Origin of the sequence: Psychrobacter sp. DAB_AL62B (assembly GCF_028895345.1) — a bacterium.
GTDB lineage: Bacteria > Pseudomonadota > Gammaproteobacteria > Pseudomonadales > Moraxellaceae > Psychrobacter.
Window position 1 is genome coordinate 204,515 of sequence record NZ_SAXC01000001.1, and the last position, 19,726, is coordinate 224,240.

18 protein-coding genes are annotated in these 19,726 nt (G+C 42.5%); 7 read left to right on the top strand and 11 right to left on the bottom strand.

The window, feature by feature from the left end:
* Window positions 1-29 precede the first annotated feature (29 nt).
* Window positions 30-1,385: an ABC1 kinase family protein gene (locus EPB74_RS00800; RefSeq protein WP_274902242.1), complete on the top strand. Its 1,356-nt coding sequence runs from the start codon at window positions 30-32 to the stop codon at window positions 1,383-1,385.
* A 106-nt stretch (window positions 1,386-1,491) separates the two neighbouring features.
* Window positions 1,492-2,751, top strand: coding sequence for a YbfB/YjiJ family MFS transporter (locus tag EPB74_RS00805; protein WP_274902243.1), 1,260 nt, complete (start codon window positions 1,492-1,494; stop codon window positions 2,749-2,751).
* Here the strand turns inward: EPB74_RS00805 and EPB74_RS00810 are convergent.
* A complete protein-coding gene (locus EPB74_RS00810; protein ID WP_274902244.1) occupies window positions 2,748-3,236 on the bottom strand; it encodes an Lrp/AsnC family transcriptional regulator in 489 nt (162 codons plus the stop codon). The genes EPB74_RS00805 and EPB74_RS00810 overlap by 4 nt on opposite strands.
* Before the next feature lie 243 nt (window positions 3,237-3,479).
* Between EPB74_RS00810 and leuA the strand changes: the two genes are divergently transcribed.
* A complete protein-coding gene (leuA, locus tag EPB74_RS00815) occupies window positions 3,480-5,273 on the top strand; it encodes a 2-isopropylmalate synthase (protein WP_274902245.1) in 1,794 nt (597 codons plus the stop codon).
* A gap of 260 nt (window positions 5,274-5,533) precedes the next feature.
* The gene (locus EPB74_RS00820) at window positions 5,534-6,148 is read left to right on the top strand and encodes a hypothetical protein (RefSeq protein ID WP_089554357.1); all 615 of its coding nucleotides are present in this window, start codon (window positions 5,534-5,536) and stop codon (window positions 6,146-6,148) included.
* 110 nt (window positions 6,149-6,258) lie between these two features.
* Here the strand turns inward: EPB74_RS00820 and accC are convergent, their stop codons facing one another.
* From accC to EPB74_RS00840, 4 genes are all read right to left on the bottom strand, one after another.
* Entirely contained in the window at window positions 6,259-7,620 is a 1,362-nt protein-coding gene (gene accC, locus EPB74_RS00825; protein ID WP_079691934.1) for an acetyl-CoA carboxylase biotin carboxylase subunit, read from the bottom strand.
* A 153-nt stretch (window positions 7,621-7,773) separates the two neighbouring features.
* Window positions 7,774-8,202, bottom strand: coding sequence for an acetyl-CoA carboxylase biotin carboxyl carrier protein (accB, locus tag EPB74_RS00830; protein ID WP_079691933.1), 429 nt, complete (start codon window positions 8,200-8,202; stop codon window positions 7,774-7,776).
* Window positions 8,203-8,465: 263 nt separating this feature from the next.
* The gene (locus EPB74_RS00835; protein WP_089554358.1) at window positions 8,466-9,833 is read right to left on the bottom strand and encodes an MATE family efflux transporter; all 1,368 of its coding nucleotides are present in this window, start codon (window positions 9,831-9,833) and stop codon (window positions 8,466-8,468) included.
* 345 nt (window positions 9,834-10,178) lie between these two features.
* Window positions 10,179-10,673 (bottom strand): EVE domain-containing protein, encoded by a 495-nt coding sequence (locus tag EPB74_RS00840; RefSeq protein WP_274902246.1) that lies wholly within the window; start codon window positions 10,671-10,673, stop codon window positions 10,179-10,181.
* Between the two features lie 229 nt (window positions 10,674-10,902).
* On the opposite strand from EPB74_RS00840, the gene hemW reads away from it, so the two are divergent.
* On the top strand, window positions 10,903-12,210 hold the full coding sequence (gene hemW, locus EPB74_RS00845; RefSeq protein ID WP_274902247.1) for a radical SAM family heme chaperone HemW: 1,308 nt from the start codon (window positions 10,903-10,905) through the stop codon (window positions 12,208-12,210).
* 137 nt (window positions 12,211-12,347) lie between these two features.
* On the opposite strand, the gene EPB74_RS00850 is transcribed toward hemW, so the two are convergent.
* The gene (locus EPB74_RS00850) at window positions 12,348-12,488 is read right to left on the bottom strand and encodes an entericidin A/B family lipoprotein (protein WP_037025595.1); all 141 of its coding nucleotides are present in this window, start codon (window positions 12,486-12,488) and stop codon (window positions 12,348-12,350) included.
* Window positions 12,489-12,745: 257 nt separating this feature from the next.
* Between EPB74_RS00850 and EPB74_RS00855 the strand changes: the two genes are divergently transcribed.
* Complete coding sequence (locus EPB74_RS00855) at window positions 12,746-13,309, top strand: tRNA (cytidine(34)-2'-O)-methyltransferase (protein WP_274902248.1); 564 nt, start codon at window positions 12,746-12,748, stop codon at window positions 13,307-13,309.
* 100 nt (window positions 13,310-13,409) lie between these two features.
* Here EPB74_RS00855 and EPB74_RS00860 read toward each other — a convergent pair whose 3' ends face one another.
* From EPB74_RS00860 to EPB74_RS00880, 5 genes are all read right to left on the bottom strand, one after another.
* Window positions 13,410-13,766, bottom strand: a complete 357-nt coding sequence (locus EPB74_RS00860; protein WP_274902249.1) for a TusE/DsrC/DsvC family sulfur relay protein — start codon at window positions 13,764-13,766, stop codon at window positions 13,410-13,412.
* Entirely contained in the window at window positions 13,763-14,116 is a 354-nt protein-coding gene (locus EPB74_RS00865) for a hypothetical protein (protein ID WP_274902250.1), read from the bottom strand. The genes EPB74_RS00860 and EPB74_RS00865 overlap by 4 nt, the downstream gene beginning before the upstream one ends.
* A 92-nt stretch (window positions 14,117-14,208) precedes the next feature.
* Entirely contained in the window at window positions 14,209-14,532 is a 324-nt protein-coding gene (locus EPB74_RS00870; protein ID WP_274902251.1) for a hypothetical protein, read from the bottom strand.
* Window positions 14,533-14,600: 68 nt separating this feature from the next.
* On the bottom strand, window positions 14,601-15,041 hold the full coding sequence (gene tusD, locus EPB74_RS00875) for a sulfurtransferase complex subunit TusD (protein ID WP_274902252.1): 441 nt from the start codon (window positions 15,039-15,041) through the stop codon (window positions 14,601-14,603).
* A 297-nt stretch (window positions 15,042-15,338) separates the two neighbouring features.
* Window positions 15,339-16,385 (bottom strand): NADP-dependent oxidoreductase, encoded by a 1,047-nt coding sequence (locus EPB74_RS00880; RefSeq protein ID WP_274902253.1) that lies wholly within the window; start codon window positions 16,383-16,385, stop codon window positions 15,339-15,341.
* Between the two features lie 362 nt (window positions 16,386-16,747).
* On the opposite strand from EPB74_RS00880, the gene glnE reads away from it, so the two are divergent.
* On the top strand, window positions 16,748-19,597 hold the full coding sequence (gene glnE, locus EPB74_RS00885; RefSeq protein WP_274902254.1) for a bifunctional [glutamate--ammonia ligase]-adenylyl-L-tyrosine phosphorylase/[glutamate--ammonia-ligase] adenylyltransferase: 2,850 nt from the start codon (window positions 16,748-16,750) through the stop codon (window positions 19,595-19,597).
* The last annotated feature ends 129 nt before the right edge of the window (window positions 19,598-19,726 follow it).

Below are 19,726 nucleotides of genomic sequence, written 5' to 3' on the forward strand. Positions count from 1 at the left end.
CATCCTTTTTATGACCATAGTTGTTTTTTATGAAAATTCATCGTCCGCATTTATTAAAGCATACCTTTAATGTCGTTAACCGTGTTCGTCAAACGGCAAGTGTCGCCGGTTTGTCAGCGCTCAGAGTAGCAAAGGGCGAAAAACCTGATGCTATGCTACTAAAAGAAACCTTTGAGCAATTGGGCACGACTTATATCAAGATAGGCCAGTTTATTGCCAGTACACCGTCATTATTTCCCCGTGATTACGTGCAAGCGTTCCAGAGCTGTTTGGATCAAACAACGCCGCTATCCTATGCTTATATTGAACAAGTATTAAAGGAAGAGCTAGCCGTTAATGGGTTAACGCTTGAAGATACGTTTGCGCATATCGACTCAAAGCCGCTAGCGTCAGCTTCTATTGCTCAAGTCCATGCTGCGCGTTTGCATAATGGTGATGAAGTTGTCTTAAAGGTGCAGAAGCCTGGCGTTGAAACCATCATGCAGACGGATTTAGGCGTATTGCATGGCGTGACTAAGTTAGTTGAACTGCTGATGCCGTCGATGAGATTTGCCAGTATTGCACCAATTATTGATGAGATTCGTCTACGTATGCTTGCTGAGACAGACTTTGTCGCTGAGGCACAAAATATTCGCGACTTTCAGCAGTTTTTGGCAGTATCAGGTAATACACGTGTAGTGGCGCCAAAAGTATATGAAGCGCACACTACCAAGCGTGTACTAACCATGAGTCGCTTATACGGTGTCTCAATGGTGGATGAAACTTTGATGCGTCAGTATTGTACTGATCCAGCACAAGTGATGGCGGATACGCTAAATACCTGGTTTGCAAGCCTCATGTTGTGTAATAGCTTCCATGCCGATTTGCACGCGGGTAACTTGATGCTATTGACCGATGGACGCATTGGATTTTTAGATTTCGGTATCGTCGGTAAGCTAAAGGCTGAGAGCTGGCGTGCGTGCATGGGTATGATGCAAGCAATGCAGGACAATAACTACCAAGCAATGGCGCATCATATGATTGACATGGAAATGACCCATGGTGGTAATCAGGTTGATGTGGTGGCATTGGGTAACGATTTGCAGCGTATGATGAAAAGTATCATGGCAGAAGACAAGGCCTTTACCAGCGGTATCCCTTTTAATACCAAAGAGCAGGCTGACGAGCTCAATACAATGATGCTTGAGATTGTCGACGTCGGCAAGCGCCATGGCATTCATTTCCCGCGTGACTTTGCCTTATTGACCAAGCAGATGTTATATTTTGATCGTTTTATGCGTACGCTTGCGCCTGATATGGATATGTTTAGCGATCAGCGCGTACAGATGTTAGGACAAGCAGAGACATTTGATCAAGCAAATCCTCCAACGCTGGATGTCTCGTAGGATTCAATACCGTATTTAATACTTTTTCAAATTAGCGGTTTATCACTGCTTTTGATTGCTTTTAACACAAAGGATTGTGTGCTCATTGCCACAAAATGGCTCCGTCATGATGACTGCTCTCAAAAGTCGTGTTTTTATTATCATCACTAATGAAACGGCCATCGCTTGGATAGGTCTGTATTGTTTAGCAGTAGTGATGGGGTTTGGACGGTTTTTATTTACCGCCACCTTACCTGATATTATGATTCAATTATCGCTATCAACGACTATTGCAGGTTGGATGGCATCGGTCAATTATAGTGGTTATTTTATTGGCGCGCTCATTGCGATGTTTGTGCCGCATCGTTTGACATGGCAAATGCTGATGGTGTGGACGATAGTCAGTGTCATCACGACAATGCTATTGGTTGTACCGAATATGTCATTAAAGCTATGGTATGTCATTCGGCTGTTTTCTGGTATCGCAAGCGGTGTGGCGATGATTTTGAGCTCATCGTTAGTGATTCAGAGCTTTAGTAACGAGCGCCGCTCCGTACTTTCAGCCTTACATTATGCCGGTATTGGCGTCGGTATTAGCGCTTCTGCCATACTGACGTGGTGGTTATTAACGCTTGGCTACCATTTCGATGTGATTTGGCTGGTGGCAGGTATTATTAGTCTACCGCTATTATGGTTGCTTTACGCCATACGTCCAACCAGTCTTAGTGCTTCTCAGCCAAATAATAATCAAATATCCTCAATTCGCCAAACCTATCTTAATTTTAAGCGCTCTCTATACGAGGCAGCGGCTGGCCATACCAAGCCTATTATATTATTGTCGGCAAGCTATGTGCTTGCAGGCTTTGGTTATATTACTTCTGCCACTTTTTTGCCGGTGATGGCAGCTCAGCGCTTGACGACACAAACCTATGCTGGACTACTAATTTGGCTGGTTGTTGGTGTTTTTGCAATGCTATCAAACCCTATTTGGGGCGCACTTGCCAAGCGAATTGGCGAGACCAAAACTTTAATGGGCTTAACGTTACTACAAGCGTTTGGCATGTATTTACCTATATGGTTTGATGGGGCTATTGGCTTATATGGTAATGCCGTTATTTTAGGATTAACCTTTGTTGGTATGGTGTCAATGACGCTCATTTTAATTAAAAATATCAATCCTGCTTATTCTAACTTATTGATGGGACTGGCGACTTTGGCCTATGCGCTCGGGCAATTCATAGGACCGCTGGTAACGGTGGCACTGGCTGGGAAAAATGATAATTTTAATGCTGGATTATTGGTCGCTGCTATAGGACTATTGATAGGATTGGTTTTAGTGTGCTTCTTTCGTCGTCAATCCCAACCAGAGCAAAGAACGACTGCTTAAACCACGCTGCGGTTAAACACTTCACGTAGCTCAAAACTGGTATGCACTTGAGCCACGCCTTCGATACGATTCAGCCGATGTAATAAAAACTCCTCATAATGAGCCATATCGCGTACGCGTACTTTAATTAAGTAATCTTCTGTACGACCGGTGACGATGCTACAGCTCATCACTTCATCGAAGCTTTGAACTTTACGCTCAAACTGCTCAAACCGATCAGCGGTATGTCGATCCATACTGATGGCGATGAATACGGCTAAGGGATAGCCCAGTTTTTGTGCATCGGTTTGAGTATGATAGCCGGTAATAACACCGCCATCTTCCAAACGTTTAATACGGCGCGCACAGGGTGTCGCAGATAGATTAACGCGCTCAGCAAGCTCAGTAATACTCATGCGTGCTTGGGTCTGTAATAAGCGTAATAGCTGTCTGTCCGTTTCATCGATATCAGTCGGCAACTGGCTGTTGGGATGGCTATTTAGCATAAATTATTCAATAATTAGTGGATTAATACAATTGTATCCATAATGATAGCGTTTATCACTAAAATAATAGCAATATATGTAAAATAAAACAGCTTTTCACTTTATTAACTTTGTTATTATAATGGCATAAACTCATATTATCTCGTATCATAAAATCTGATTTATTAGCTCATTTGCTAAACTTATTTACCAAAAATATAATTTGTTAGAAGTATAAACTGCCATCTCATCTAAGGATTGATCATGTCTGAACAAGCCACACGCACCACACAAGCTGCGCCTGCCGCACCTGCGACAGTAACGCCAAAACATGCCGCGTTCGATTATAAAAAGTATCGTCCTTTTGCGTTTGCGCCTTCGCTACCAGATCGTACATGGCCGAGTAAAACGCTTGAGAAGTCGCCAATATGGGCAAGTGTAGATCTGCGTGACGGTAACCAAGCCTTAATTGATCCGATGACTATTGAACAAAAAATGCGCTTTTTTAAGACTCTGGTTGGCGTAGGCTTTAAAGAAATTGAGATTGGTTTTCCATCGGCTGCGCAAGTTGAGTTTGATTTTGCCCGTAAATTGATTGAAGAAAATCATGTGCCAGATGATGTGACCTTGCAAGTGTTGGTGCAAGCTCGTGAGCATTTGATTGCCCGTACTTTTGAATCATTGAAAGGTGCCAAGCGTGCCATCGTTCACGTTTATAACTCAACATGCCGCATCCAACGTGAAAAAGTATACGGTAAGGATAAAGCTGAGATTAAAGAGATTGCCATTACTGGTGCTAAATTATTGGTTGAATATGCTGCCAAATATCCGGAAACAGAGTGGGTATTCCAGTATTCACCTGAGAGCTTTAGCCAAACTGAGACTGAATATGCCGTCGAGGTCTGTGATGCCGTTTGTGATGTTTGGAAGCCTGAATATGGTCAAGAGGTGATTTTAAACTTGCCAGCGACTGTTGAAGCGTCAACGCCTAACGTATTTGCTGACCAAGTTGAATATTTTTGCCGTAACCTTGCCAAGCGTGAGCATGTGACGATCAGTTTGCATACTCATAATGACCGTGGCTGTGCAGTGGCTGCTGCTGAGCTAGGGGTGCTTGCTGGCGCTGATCGTATCGAAGGCACGCTTTTAGGCAATGGTGAGCGTACCGGCAACATGGATATCATGGTCATGGCGATGAACTTGTTTAGCCAAGGTATCGATCCTGAGCTTGATTTTAGTAACATGAGTGAGATTGTGCAGGTGGTTAGCGAGTGCAATAACTTACCGGTACACCCACGCCATCCGTATGTTGGTGAATTGGTATTTACTGCCTTTAGTGGCTCGCATCAAGACGCTATCAAAAAATGCCTTGATTATAATGAGAAACATATCGAGCAGACCGAAAATGTTTGGGATGTTGCTTATTTACCGATTGATCCAGCGCATATTGGTCGCAGTTATCAGGATGTGGTACGTATTAATAGCCAATCTGGCAAGGGCGGTGTTGCTTATATTCTTCAACGCAATTATGGTTTCAACCTACCGCGCTGGATGCAAATTGACTTTAGCCGTGTGGTACAGCATCAAGCTGAAACGGCTGCCCGTGAACTACAAAATGATGAAATCTTACAAACCTTTGAAAACACTTACTTACAGCAAGGTAGCTTTGAGTTATTAGATTACAGCGTCAATAATAAAGGTGGTGAAGTTTACTTTAACGGCCAAGTACAGATGAATGGAGAGGCTATTACTATTGATGGAACAGGTAACGGTCCACTATCTTCATTTATTGATGGACTTGCTCAGCATACCGGTAAGTCAATACATGTCATTAACTACGCTGAGCACGCGATTAATCCGCAGCACAATAGCGTTGATGGCATCGATGATGATACCAACAGCGATAACAAAACCAATGCCAACGCTGCGGCTTATATTCAGCTAAATGTTGATGGTGAGGTTTATTCAGGTATCGGTACTTGCAGCAGCACCGTATCAGCGATGCTTAAAGGGGCATTATCAGCCTTTGCTCAAGCAGTCAGTACATCCGCCGCTTAACATTTAAATATTTAAGCATTTAAGCATCAAAGTTTAATAGTGTATTCCATAACGTCATGACTCGTTGCGATTAGCAAATCAGAGCCATGGCGTTATTTGTTTAATTTTTTAAGACTCATTAATTTATGTGCTACTGTGACGCTTATCAGATAGGCGTTAAAGCTTTAATAGCATAATGTTACTTGTGTTTTTAGTGACTAAGACTTACGCTAATGTACATATATCTCATTATTATAATACTATAAATAAAAAGGTTAATTATGGAACCTATCTCATTTGCTTCATTTTCATTAGCAGCTATTTTAGCGTCACTGCCAGTAAATGGCGAAGTAGTTAGTAAGCCGACTATTACCACCCATATCAGTCCTGCGATTGCTGGACAGTGGGAAATCGATCTAAATAATAATATCACGATGACTAAAGAAGCTGAAGCTAGACAAGCGGCATTAAAAGACGTAAAAAATATAGAAAGTGACGAGCCTAAAATAAGTGCAGGTGAGGGACTACTGACACAAAATGAAAAGCGTATCATTAATATTCAGCCGAATACCAGTAAAAAACTTATGGCCTCTGCAGCGAAATCAAATCAATGCCGTGAGCTATATAATTTTGCTGCTGACAATGAGATGTGGTCGGTAAGTGGCAAAGAGCGTACGTACGGTCGCTACTTAGTCACGCACCGTGAAGAAGGGTTACCCATTATTGCTATCAAGACGGTATATGATAACAATGAGGTAGATTGCTCAGGCAATCAGGTAGACCAGACTGATGAGGCCCTGATTGCATTTTTAAACCATGATGGTAATCAGATGCAGTGGTGTGCTGACCCTGATGGTACAAAATGCTTTATGAACTTCAAAAGAATTTTGCCCTAATAAATTGTTTTCGTTAAATGGCACTATTTATAACAATCTTAATTGGTCCGCATTAAAAAACCGCTATCTGTCAGATAGCGGTTTTTTATCAATCAAGACATTTCAGCAAGTTATGAGTCTGCTTTTGCTTTATTGGCAGTTAGCATTTCTCTTTCAAGATAATGAATATTTTGTGCTTCTTCAATAAAGTTTTTATCTGCCAAAATCACATCACGATGCATGGGGATATTGGTTTTGATACCTTCAATAACCAACTCATCAAGTGCATGTAGCGTTTTAGAGATCGCTTGCTGGCGTGTCTGACCATGACAGATGAGCTTACCAATCAATGAATCATAATAGCTTGGAATCTCATAACCAGGGTAAAGATGAGAGTCAAAACGCACGCCGGCGCCACTTGGTGCAAACAATTGCGTGACCGTACCTGGTGAAGGCATAAATGTGGTCGGATCTTCAGCATTAATACGGCATTCGATAGCATGACCTTGAATCTCAATCTCACTTTGACGATAGGACAGACCGTAACCTGCAGCAATTTTTAATTGCTCGACTACTACGTCGATACCCGTAATCATTTCGGTAACAGGATGCTCAACCTGAACACGAGTATTCATCTCAATGAAGAAGTATTCATTATTCTCAAATAAAAACTCAAACGTTCCAGCACCGCGATACTTGACTAGCTGACATGCTTTGACGCAGGCTTCCAAGATTGGCTGACGAACATCGTCAGGGATATCAGGGGCTGGCGCTTCTTCTAATACCTTTTGATGGCGACGTTGTAATGAACAATCGCGATCATAAAGATGAATGGCGTTACCGTTACCGTCGCCAAGTACTTGCACTTCAACGTGGCGCGGATTTTGTAGATAACGTTCCATATACACAGTATCGTCGCCAAACCACAGCTCAGCTTCTTGTTTTGCCGCTTGTACTTGACCGATAACTTCTTCAAAGCGCTCAACGACACGCATACCGCGACCACCGCCACCAGAAGCTGCTTTAATTAATAACGGAAAACCAATATTGCGCGCTTGCTCTTCGGCATTATGAAGCGTGACAGCACCTACAGAGCCGGGTACGGTTGGTACACCTGCTTTTTTCATGGCATTAATAGCAGAGACTTTATTACCCATTAAACGAATATGATCAGCGTTAGGTCCAACGAAGGTTAACCCTGCTTCTTCGACGCGCTCAGCGAATTCAGCATTTTCAGCCAAAAACCCATAACCTGGATGGATAGCGTCCGCACCTGAAATCTCAGCCGCCGTCAAGATAGTATTAATATCAAGATAGCTTTGATTGGCGTTAGGTTTACCAATACAGATGGCTTCATCAACAAAGCGCAAGTGCATCAAGTTTGCATCAGCCGTAGAGTAAACGCCTACGGTTTCAATACCAAGGGCTTTGCAAGCTCGAACGATACGTAGGGCAATCTCACCTCTATTGGCGATGAGCAGTTTTTTTATCATGGGGTCATCCTTGTCGAAGCGGCGTTTATTGATAGAGTCGCTATCTTTGGCATCATAGAATTTAGCTACGATAAATTAAGTAAACTCAAGTTACGTTGCCATATGAATGATAACGAGTCTCAATCATAACGAAGTAAAGTGTGGCGAATATCGTTACGCTTTATAGCGGACGATAGGTTGGCCAAACTGCACAACGTCAGAGTTATTGACTAAGATTTCGTCAATGACACCACTTTGAGTCGCTTCAAGAGGATTCATGATTTTCATCGCTTCAATAATGCCAAGCGTATCACCAGCTTGTACTTTTTGTCCCACCTTGATAAATGGCGGATCGTTAGGGCTAGGGGCTGAATAATAAACACCAACCATCGGCGACGTCTCAACGCTACCAGCTTTGACGGCTGCTTTTGCTTCAGTTGCAATAGGGGCAGCGCCGGCAGTAGGAGCGGCCATCATCGTTGGTGCTGGCGCATCATAGTGACGAGTTAAACTGATGTGTTCATCATCTGAGCTGATTTCTAAATTCACCAGTTCACTTTCTTCCATGAGGGCGATTAGGGTGCGTATTTTTTCAATATCCATAATTTTAATTTTGCCTTGTACTAAATTCGAGAAAATAGTGTAACTAAATATTGTGTAGATAATTGCTAATGATACCTATATTCACGGCAATGAGCAATCGATGTACAGTTGTTAACTGAATTTTTTTACATATTATGACGTAAGCACTCTTTCGAGTAAGAAATGCTTAATGATTTATCATAGTCTATGTGGTTAAGTAGCGCTAGTCATGATTAACAGATACTAGGTTTGTATAATAGGTTTGGATAAATAATATCTAATGATCAACCCCACATCGCCGTCAAGCGCTTTTGTTGATAGAGCAGACGCAATGTAAGCAAAATAGAGGATAAAAATAGCCCAGTAATTAATGCCATCCAAAAACCCTGCGGGCCAAGATCCGTGAAGCGTACTAAGTAAACGCCAAGCGGCAGAGCAACTATCCAATAACAAAATAGCGTGACCCACATTGGTACAGTCGTGTCTTGCATACCGCGCAATATACCAGCCACATTAACTTGCCAGCCATCAAATAACTGATAAGCCAGTGCAAAAATCAGTAAGTGCATGGCTTGTGCTCTTACGATTGGATTGTCGGTGAAAGCTGCTGCCAATTGTGGTCTAAACAACCAGACACCGAGCATACAAGCGAAGGCAATCACTACTGTCCATATCAGACCAGTGGCTTGCACTTGACGTAATGCCAAGAGGTTTTTTTCACCGAAGCGATTGGATATCATGATTGTCAGTGCCATAGCGACCGATATGGGTATCATAAACAGCTGCGAGGTCACTGATAATGCCACTTGATGCGACGCTGTTGCCAGCGCACCTAATGGACTAATAACCAGCGCACCTAAGCTAAATAAGCTTGCTTCAAAAAAGATAGAGATACCAATAGGAATACCAAGTTTCAGTAGTTTCTTTATTTGTGCACGATTGGGGCTGGCAAAACCATAAAAAAAGCGAGTGCTGGCAAATTGCTGACGTTTAGTGAAGCTGGTATAAGCAGCAAGCAATAGGACGTTTATCCACAATACAATTGCAGTTGCGACCCCGCAGCCGGCACCGCCCATCTCAGGCATTCCAAACAAGCCATGGATAAAGATATAGTTAAGCGGAATATCTGCGAGCAGACCAATGATGCTAATAACAGTTACTGGTTCAGGACGCCCAAGCGCTTCGCAATAACTGCGTAGCACGGCATATATGGCCATAGCAGGAAAACCAAATGATACGCCATGTAAATACTGCGTCGCTATCGGTTGGATATTTTCAGGGACGCCCATTATGCCAAGGATATTTGGTGCTAAATTAACGATAATAAAGCCAAGAATACCAATTACGCTAGCCGCCCATAAAGATTGCTGGGTGATATGGGGTACTTGGTTATGTTTGTTTTGACCAATTGCCTCACCAATAAGAGGCGTGGTGGCAATTAAAATACCGGTGGCTAATAAAAACAGAGGCAGCCAAATACCAGAGCCAACGGCCACAGCAGCCAAGTCGAGCGCGGAGACTTGACCGGCCATAATGGCATCGACGACACCAAGCGCAGCTTGGCAAAATTGGGTAATTAAGATGGGGAGCGCGAGCACGCCTAGGCGTAAGCTGTAGCTTTTAAAATCTCTAAAAGATAATGGGAAAAACATAATGAGCAACTTTTTATTCTTTGCGGTAATTATTATTGATGAGCAAATACTGCCATCAATAAATCAATAGCGAGACAGTAAGGTAGGAGTCGTGCCGACGATAATACTCCGATAAATAATATGAGCAAGCCCCTTCTTAACAAGAATATGCAGGCAGAGTATGTAAATAAAATCGATGACGCTAAAATAAAAATAACCCGTCAATTCAAATAATGAATTAACAGGTCATAAGTAGAGATAATGGTAAAGAAGCAAGAGTATGATGTCAATGTTTTAGAGGCGTTTGATGGATTTCATTTATGGTTTTTCCTAACATTTTAATGTTTATGATCGACGCATTAGCAGTTAAATGGAATCCACCTCATCCGCTATCAGATCAAGCGTTTCAGCCATATCCATAATCGCGTGCCAATGCTTGGGTTCAAGCGGAAGGATGGTTAATTGCTCACAGCCTTTTCTGAGTAATAAAGAATCCTCAAGCGCAGGCAAAAATTTAAGCTCTGATAGTGGCAGTATATCGGTAAACGCCTGCTCAAAAGTCACATCTACCATATACCAGCGAGGCTCATCTTCAGTCGCTTTGGGATCATAGTGCCGATGTTCAGGATGAAACTGGGTCGTGTCAGCGTAGCCTGCTTTGCTGATGATCACGATACCAGCGACACCAGAAGGTCTAGCACTTGAATGATAAAAAAAGGCCTTATCGCCTGCTTTCATATCATCACGCATAAAGTTACGGGCGCGGTAGTTACGTACGCCATCCCACATCTCTGTTCCTACGTGTTGTAGGTCTTTTATATTAAAACATTTTGGATTGGATTTTATCAGCCAATAGGCCATTGTCTTTATCCTTTTAATGATTGCTTATCATTCATTATCGTTTTATGTAGTAATAGTGGTTGTTAGATATTTTGCCTGTAATAGAACGCCGTTAACATGAGTATTTGTTACTGGTTTTGTTATTGATACGCTTTTATTTAAGATACCCTTTTTTTTCGGACGCTTAGCCGTTATCCTAGCAATACTTTCTGCTACTGATAGCTGTTAATCATTTATAGATAGACCGATTATGTCAAATATCAAATCTGTTCACTTTTCCAATAATCTGAGCGCTTTTAATCATTCTACTGCGAGTGCGATAGAAGTAAGCGACATTCCATTGGCGCTGTATATCCACATCCCGTGGTGTGTGAAAAAATGTCCTTACTGTGATTTTAATTCGCATGAGCTACCGATTGATAGTCAGTTGTCCATGTATGACGAGTACGTCGATGCGCTATTACTCGATGCCGCAGCGCAGCAGTCATTAACCCAAGGGCGAGAAATCAGCTCGATATTTATCGGTGGTGGCACACCGTCGCTACTTCCTATGGCGCAGTATCGGCGCTTATTTTCTGGATTGCGAGCATGTTTTAATTTTGCCAATGATATTGAAATCACCATGGAAGCCAATCCAGGTACGCTTGAGCATGCACCCTTTGCTGAATATTTAGATGTGGGCATCAATCGTCTGTCTATCGGTGTACAAAGCTTTTCTGCCGAGCAGCTAACAACATTGGGGCGTATTCACGATCCCAAACAAGCATTATCAGCGATTAAAGTAGCTCGTGCGGCTGGGTTTGAGCGCGTCAATGTTGATTTGATGCATGGTCTACCGCAGCAAACCTTGAATGAAGCAATAAACGATATCCAGACAGCACATGATGCCGGAGCAACCCATATATCTTGGTATCAGCTGACCATTGAGCCTAATACGGTCTTTTATCGCAGTCAGCCAATCTTACCCGATGAGGATAGCTTAGCTGATATTGAACAGGCGGGTCAGACCTTACTACAAAATTTAGGCTACCACAATTATGAGGTGTCGGCGTGGGCTGGCGCGTCAGATAAGCCGTGCCGTCATAACGTCAACTATTGGCAGTTTGGTGACTATTTAGCGATTGGTGCAGGCGCGCATGGTAAAGTAACTGTGAATAACGCCGCTGCTGAAAAAATAACCATTAGCGAAGTGGCTAGTGAAAAGTTGGCAGAGGCGGGTATTTATCGCTTTAGCAAATCACGAATGCCGAAAGATTATATGGACTATCAAGACGCGCCTCACCACAATGAAACAACTGAAGAGTCACCAAAAATGGTGGGCTGGCAGACGATTGCCAGTGATGAACTGGTTAGTGAGTTTATGCTGAATGCGTTGCGTTTGCATGCTGGTGTGGCATGGTCGTTATTTGAGGCTCACACAGGGCTTAGCTATGACAGCATTGCGATACAAGTTAATAAATTAATAAAACAAGGCTTACTGATGGATGATGCTGAACAGTTACAGCCGACCGCATTGGGCAGAAGATACCTCAATCAGATTTTAAGAGAGTTTTTGTAATATCATTTTGTAATATTATACTGAAAGCTTTGATTTCTTCGAATAGACTAAAATAATTCAGCAAGCGAACATTAAAACAAAAAAAGAGGCTTACCGAATGATAAGCCTCTTAAAAATAAGTCTAACAAAGTTAGTACTTAGATTTTATTTTGTACGTCTTGTGCACCGCCAGTTACAGCATCGCCAGCGCTAGATACGTCTTGACCTAGACCTTTAAAAGTGTTGCAACCAGTTAATACAAACATAGCCGTTAAAGATGCAATGATTAGCTTTTTCATAACAATTTCCTCAAAAATAAATGGTTGATTATAAATAACAACAGTGATGCTAAGCAGTTTACTTAAGCCTCACTGAAGGGTTATAGGATACGATAACAATGTGTTTAAATTATCTCGTTATCCATTACAGCCATCATAATCAAAGTTAAAATCGGTGCACAGTATCAAAATGTAATTATCGGCAGTAAACTGTAACTTTTGATTACGCTTGATATATAAGCCTAAATAATAAAACTTTAACCACTTACGGAGTCAGTATGACCATTCATATCGTGCTGGTAGCGCCAAAGATGCCCAGCAATACCGGTAATATTATTCGTTTATGCGCTAATAGTGGGGCACAACTGCATTTAGTCAGGCCATTAGGGTTTGAGCTGGACGATAAGAAGCTGCGCCGCGCAGGATTGGATTATCATGAGTACGCCCATTTGCAAGTACACGACGATTGGGCGATGGCCAAACAGGCATTGCAAGCTGCTGGTTGTCATATCATTACAGCGCTAACGACCAAATTGAGCACACCATTCTATGATTATGATTTTAGTGGGCAAGTAGCTGACAGCTCAGATACGGTTTTGGAATCGGCAGCTAATATTGCGCTGGTTTTTGGTTCTGAGACGGCCGGGTTGGCAGAGGATATACGTGAGAATATTGGTGCGGATAATTGGTTGCGACTGCCAATGCTGGCTGATTCGCGCAGTTTGAATTTGTCTAATAGCGTGGCAATATGCTTGTATGAGGTATGGCGGCAGCAAGGTTTTACTGGTGATGAAGGTCGCAGTATTGGTTATGAGACGCTGGCGGTCTACGACCCAAAGTAGCCGCTCTATTAGCACTAAAGCTTTAGTAATCAGATGTTTAAACGATATAAGAAAGCCGTTCACTATAAAAATTTAGCTTGCTTTGTCTTAACTTGCTTTACTATAAACAATTAGGGGGTTTCGGCAGCCCAGCGAGACGGTTGACGTGACGGGCGACCAAGCCAGTATTAAATAGCTGCTGTAGTTTTTGATTGCTGATGTCGTCCTCAGGTAAGGTTTTTTGGAGCCACTTAATCAGCGGGCGTGTGGCTGGGGCGTGATTAAACTTGACAAAAAACGCGCGTACTTGTTGCAACACCGCTAAATGCTCAGTATCTAAATCTAGAGCCAATGTATTGGCTAGCTGCTGTGCAATAGCAGGCGTCCAAACAGTGTGGTCGCATAAATGACCATCTTGGTCTAAGGCTACGTTGATTGCTGTAGCAGAGGGAATGGTAGAGGTGCTAGAAGTACTCATAAGGCAATCGTTATCACTTTATCAAACTTAGCATCATCTAAGTTAGTATCTTGCGTCATCGCAACCCATTCATTATCGCTCAAAATACCAGTTAATTTGGCGCTGAGATTGAGTTTTGCTGTTGTATTCTGATTGAGCTGCGCCACATCCTCAGCGAGGGCGTAGATACCAGCTATATCTTCCATTTCGATTTCCTCAATATCATCTAAATAAGCATTAAGCCAATCAATAAAAGCGACGGTTGTGCCTAATAAGAGGATGCTGTCACCAGCACGCCACGTCAACGCCATTTGTTCTGTGCTGCGTCTGAGCGTATCCATAGTGCTATGTAATTGATATAAAGTTGCCATAGTCGTGTCCGATTGCTTACTGTATTTGTTTTAATAGTAAAAATTTTGGCTAGTATCTGTTATTCAAAGCTTTCACATTTAAAGCCTTCATATTAAAAATTGAGAATTTGATCAAAGTTTTGGGAGTTAATAACTTCTGGAATCAAGGTTAATTGGGTCGCGACATCGGTCGGCAGCATACCAGTAATCCAGCCGCTAAATACATCATCAGGTAGCCAAGCTGGCGGCATATCATATAGTTCAAGCGATTGAATCATGCCATGTAGACGTGCGTCAGACTGCATCAAAAACCCAAATACCGGTGCATCCAAATACAGTTGTACATCATGCCCAAAGGTGGCTAAGGTCAAAGCGAGCGCGCAGCCTTCATAGCTTGCCATTTCAGTAGGTGTCTGCAAGCGAATGAGTAATTTCATGGTTTATTCCTAATCTTATTTATCGCTAACCGCTGTTATTAAGCTAGCTGTTATTGAGCTTGCTATTATCAGAACTGTATCACGCGACAGTCGCCTTGCATCATCATGGCAAGCTCACTCAGTCCTGCTAATGTAAAACCTGTCGCCAGATTTTCGCTATCTAAATGATGGCGCGCACTATTGTCGCTATCCGAGATACCGCGACTGAGCGCTGTGCTGACACAGACAGGCAGTGATATCTGATATTGCTCAGCGAGATTTTGCCATTCTTGGGTTATGTTCATCTGATCAGCTGACTGCCAGCGTAACCGATTGGCAATATTTGCTGCATCTGCATAGAAAAAAATATTCAGTAGTGCTTGATGGTTTTCAGGTCGGTTACTGTTATCACTTTTATCATTCATTACTGCTATTTGCAGATAACTACGAGCATAGCGTAGCGCTATATGGGCAAGCGGATGACTGGGGTCAGCGGTGATCAAGAGTAAGGGAGTAGGAGCGGTGGTCATGGTCATAGGCCTAGTATCACAAATTATAGTATCGTAGCTTATCTAGTATTAATAGTGCTCATTAATGATTGGTTATAACAATATAAAAACCAGCCACACTTAATGGTTAATGGTTAATGGTTAATGGTTAATGGTTAATGGTTAATGGTTAATGGTTAATGGTTAATGGTATAGTCAGTTCAAAATAAAAGCGATACGATTGTAATAACGTGCTATTGACTATATTTTTTCTTGCTTGCTGTTCGCAGGCGTGACAGAGGCTGCAAAAAATTTATAGTCAATAGCACTGTATCGTTTTTAAAATGAATCTACTATATCGCCAACTTTAACCATTTGCTTACCTATATTTTCTCCAGAAAATAGCCCAATGAAGGCATCAGGAATATTTTCAAAGCCTTCAATGAGGTTTTCTTTATAGATTAGATTGCCATTATTATACCAGTCTGCAAGCTGTTGCTTAGCTTCTGCAAAGTTGTCTTTAAAGTCATAGACCACAAAACCTTCCATGCGAGCACTTTTCTTGATTAAGGTATGCATCGGTCTTGGTCCTTGTGGTGGGTTTTCTTCGTTGTAATCTGCGATTTGACCGCAAACAGCAATGCGGGCATGCTCGTTGATATTGGCAAACACGGCATCGAACAATTCCCCACCCACATTATCAAAGAAGACATCAACACCATTGGGGCAAGCGTCTTTTATTGCTGCTTCCATATCATCGACTTGTTTATAGTTAATACCTTTATCTAAACCCAGATCGTTTTCCAAGAACGCGATTTTTTGGGCCGAGCCGGCAATACCAATAACTTTACAGTCTTTTATTTTGGCAATTTGAGCAGCGATACTACCCACAGAGCCAGCTGCACCGGAGACGACGACCGTTTCACCTTTTTTAGGCTGACCAATATTTAGCATACCAAAGTAGGCAGAGAGACCAGGAATGCCAAGCATACTGACTGCAGTAGAGATAGGCGCAAGTGTCGGATCTACTTTTTCAATATCTGCAATGTTAACCGTTTGATATTTCTGCCAAGCAAATCGACCATGCACGATATCACCGACCATAAAATTATCATCACTGCTTTCGATAACTTGGGCGACCGTTCGACTGGTAATAGGTTTATTTAGCTGAAATTTGCTGCCAGCTGCATCATCCGTGCCTTTATTCATAAAGCCACGCATGCCAGGATCAACGGATACGTAAATACTTTTAAGCAGCACTTCGCCTTCTTTGAGTGTCGGCATATCGATGTCATTAATTTTAAACGTGTCTGTCGTCGGTATACCTGAAGGGTGGTTAGCCAGTACAATTTCTTGGTTTTGTTCTTTTGTATTTGTATTTTTCATTTTTGATTACCTATTTGTTACCTTTAAAAGTCTTAAGGCTATTTTAAACTTTTTAAGGCTTTAAGATAGACGGAACATACTATCATGAACACATTTTATTACTAATAACCATATCTACAATAATTTATTGCATCTTGCTGCGCACAAATGCAGTCATCATTTATAGTTAAGTTATTTATGCTACCATAAAACCGCTCAAATCGAATGGAATCGACATGGTTAATAGTTATTTTATGCTCAGTATGTTCATCATTTGTCATAGGTATTTAGTCAGAAAAACTTTAAGACTATGCTCTAGATTCATGTTAAATCCTAAGTTTATGTAGTTTCATAGTTCCCTGCTGCAAGGAGTTGTCATCGTTATGCTATCTACCGTATTTAATGATAAAGGTTATCAACCCACATCAGAGCAGCTAGAAGCGCTACAAACAGCAAGTGAGTTTGCTTATCAAGTTTGGCAGAGTCGAACGGGTGCATGTCAGACGTTTTTGCGTAGTTATCCCTTAGAGAGTACCTTAACTCGCCAGCAAATCGATGATCTTATTCAAGATTATACCTTGGATGAAAACTATCAACTCGCGAATGAAACCAAAGTGATGAGCGGTCTACGGCATCTACGTATGCTATTGATGATGCGCTGGGTTTGGCAAGATGCATTGGCAGTCATTGAACTTGAGCAATTAACGGATGAGTTGTCCGAATTTGCCGATGGTTGTATTTTATTTGCGAAGGATTATACCTATCAGCATCTCGTTACCCAGTACGGGCAGCCAACCTTTATTAATGACAAAGGTAATGTGCAAGTTGATGATATGGCCATTATGGCGATGGGTAAACTTGGCGCGCATGAGCTGAACTTATCGAGTGATATTGACCTTATCTTTGTCCATCAGGCGCGCGGTGAAACTGACGGTGACAAAGAAAAAGGCACCCGCAGTATTGATAATAAGCGTTTTATGACGCGGCTTGGTCAGGGTATTATCAAGCTGCTCGATAACAATACGGCTGATGGTTTTGTATTTCGGGTCGATATGCGGCTACGGCCGTGGGGTGATGGCAGTGATTTGGCCATTCATTTATCGGCATTACAAAAGTACTTTGCTCAAAACGCGCGCGCATGGGAGCGCTTTGCTTGGCTAAAAGCGCGCGTGGTTGGGCACATAGCGCCACCGTTTTACGATGAAATACAAGCGCTTACTAAGCCATTTGTCTTTCGTTATTACGTTGATTATAGTGCTTTTTCGGCACTTAGAGAGATGAAATCTCTTATTCAAAATCAAGTTGCACAGCGCGAAGACTTGGATAATATAAAACTTGGCGCGGGCGGTATTCGAGATATTGAGTTTATCGTACAAGCGTTTCAATTAATTTATGGCGGTCGGCATCCGCAGCTACAGGTCAAGTCTTGCTTAAAGGCAATGCAAGTACTGTGTGAGCTTGAGTATTTAGAGCATGATACCTATCAAGAACTGCAAGCCGCTTATCGCTTTTTGCGTCGACTTGAGCACGGTATTCAGGCGATTAACGATCAACAAACCCAGCGCTTACCTCATGATACAAACTGGCAGCACAATCTGGCTGTGACGCTTGGGTTTGACAATTGGGAAGGGTTGCTCAATACCCTCAATCATCATCGATACAATGTCAATGTGCCGTTTGAGCGTATGGTCACTGAGCGTCAAGTTCCCGCTCAAGACGATAATGAGCTTGAACCTGCGCAACTTGATGAACAAATTGCCCGTTTAAATCAAGTGTTGACTGAAGAAAATCGTGCTCAACTACAAGATTTTTGGCAGTCAAAAATGGTCGCTAATTTGAGTAATGAGGCTCGTGAACGCTTGGATGACGCTTATCCGGTGATAGTGCATGCGCTACTTGCGCATCAAGAACAGCAGCAACTTGCCAACATAGCATTGCCACGTTTAATTGCCTTGCTTGAAGCTATCTGCCGTCGCTCTATTTATCTGGTTATGATTGCTGAGAATCCCAACGCCACGGTTGAGCTGATCCCGATGCTATCAGCCAGCCCTTGGATTGCTAAAGAGCTGGCTCATTATCCAGTATTATTGGATACTTTTTTACAGCAGCGCTATCGGCATTTGCCAGACAAGCCTGAGCTGCGTGATATTTTGCGCCAGCAGCTATTACGGGTGGAGCCCAATGATGAAGAGGAGCTGCTGAGCGTATTACGATTGTTCAAAAAGAACCAAGTCCTAGCGGTCGCTGCCAGTGATGTGCTGGCTGAGCGCCCGATAATGAAGGTATCAGATTCACTGACTTATATTGCAGCAGTGGTATTGGAGGCGGCATTAGAGCGTGCTTTTGCAGAAATTGTTAAGCGCTACGGTTATCCTATTAGTCAAGATGGTGATCCGGTTACTGAAGCCGATTGCGGCTTTGCGATTATTGGCTATGGCAAGCTTGGCGGTCTTGAATTATCCTATTCATCCGATTTAGACTTGGTGTTTTTGCATAAAATAAAAGAGCAGGGTATGACTACGGGTGAGAAATCAGTCAGTGGTATGAAATTTGCAGCGCGCCTTGCGCAAAAGCTCATGACGTATCTCAATACCCAAACTCGTGACGGCCGTGCCTATGAAGTAGACATGCGTCTGCGTCCCTCTGGCAATGCCGGTATGATGGTGGTTTCTTGCCACGCTTTTGAAACCTATCAGCTTGAGAAAGCTTGGTCGTGGGAGCATCAAGCGCTAGTACGAGCAAGAGCAATCTGCGGCGATAAACGCGTCACGGCACGTTTTTGTGATATTCGCCGAAGCGTTTTGGCATTACCGCGTACGATTGAGCAAGTCCGTATCGAAGTGACGAGTATGCGTATTAAAATGCAAAAACATCTAGGAACCAGTCAGTGGCAACAACAAGCTGGCAAGTTTCATCTAAAACAAGATGCAGGCGGTATTGTAGATATTGAGTTTTTGGCGCAATTTGCAGTATTAGCTTATTCACATGAACATCCTACTTTGACCAAATGGAGTGACAACGTCCGTATCTTTGAAGAAGTCGCGGCACTAGGGATTTGGGAATCAGCAGTCTGTCAAGATTTGACCGATGCTTATTTACGCATACGCGCCGCAACACATCAATTGGCATTGTCCGAGCAGTCGTTGTTGGTTGACGAGTCGCTTTGGACAGAAACACGAGCACTGGTACAAGCGCAGTGGCAGCATCTTATGGGTGTGGAATCAGCAGAATAACGATATGAGTATAACCATACCGCTTGTATTCAACGGCATATAAATAAAAGCCATGCAGTGACAAACTAAAATATTTCATTTGCGTGGCGTGCCGGTGATATAATCATTTGCGCATTAAATTTGTACATG

Excerpts from the sequence above, each read along its gene's own strand:
- EPB74_RS00800 (WP_274902242.1), top strand. The coding sequence starts at position 30 with ATGAAAATTCATCGTCCGCATTTATTAAAGCATACCTTTAATGTCGTT.
- EPB74_RS00805 (WP_274902243.1), top strand. The coding sequence starts at position 1,492 with ATGATGACTGCTCTCAAAAGTCGTGTTTTTATTATCATCACTAATGAA.
- EPB74_RS00810 (WP_274902244.1), bottom strand. The coding sequence starts at position 3,236 with ATGCTAAATAGCCATCCCAACAGCCAGTTGCCGACTGATATCGATGAA.
- leuA (WP_274902245.1), top strand. The coding sequence starts at position 3,480 with ATGTCTGAACAAGCCACACGCACCACACAAGCTGCGCCTGCCGCACCT.
- EPB74_RS00820 (WP_089554357.1), top strand. The coding sequence starts at position 5,534 with ATGGAACCTATCTCATTTGCTTCATTTTCATTAGCAGCTATTTTAGCG.
- accC (WP_079691934.1), bottom strand. The coding sequence starts at position 7,620 with ATGATAAAAAAACTGCTCATCGCCAATAGAGGTGAGATTGCCCTACGT.
- accB (WP_079691933.1), bottom strand. The coding sequence starts at position 8,202 with ATGGATATTGAAAAAATACGCACCCTAATCGCCCTCATGGAAGAAAGT.
- EPB74_RS00835 (WP_089554358.1), bottom strand. The coding sequence starts at position 9,833 with ATGTTTTTCCCATTATCTTTTAGAGATTTTAAAAGCTACAGCTTACGC.
- EPB74_RS00840 (WP_274902246.1), bottom strand. The coding sequence starts at position 10,673 with ATGGCCTATTGGCTGATAAAATCCAATCCAAAATGTTTTAATATAAAA.
- hemW (WP_274902247.1), top strand. The coding sequence starts at position 10,903 with ATGTCAAATATCAAATCTGTTCACTTTTCCAATAATCTGAGCGCTTTT.
- EPB74_RS00850 (WP_037025595.1), bottom strand. The coding sequence starts at position 12,488 with ATGAAAAAGCTAATCATTGCATCTTTAACGGCTATGTTTGTATTAACT.
- EPB74_RS00855 (WP_274902248.1), top strand. The coding sequence starts at position 12,746 with ATGACCATTCATATCGTGCTGGTAGCGCCAAAGATGCCCAGCAATACC.
- EPB74_RS00860 (WP_274902249.1), bottom strand. The coding sequence starts at position 13,766 with ATGAGTACTTCTAGCACCTCTACCATTCCCTCTGCTACAGCAATCAAC.
- EPB74_RS00865 (WP_274902250.1), bottom strand. The coding sequence starts at position 14,116 with ATGGCAACTTTATATCAATTACATAGCACTATGGATACGCTCAGACGC.
- EPB74_RS00870 (WP_274902251.1), bottom strand. The coding sequence starts at position 14,532 with ATGAAATTACTCATTCGCTTGCAGACACCTACTGAAATGGCAAGCTAT.
- tusD (WP_274902252.1), bottom strand. The coding sequence starts at position 15,041 with ATGACCACCGCTCCTACTCCCTTACTCTTGATCACCGCTGACCCCAGT.
- EPB74_RS00880 (WP_274902253.1), bottom strand. The coding sequence starts at position 16,385 with ATGAAAAATACAAATACAAAAGAACAAAACCAAGAAATTGTACTGGCT.
- glnE (WP_274902254.1), top strand. The coding sequence starts at position 16,748 with ATGCTATCTACCGTATTTAATGATAAAGGTTATCAACCCACATCAGAG.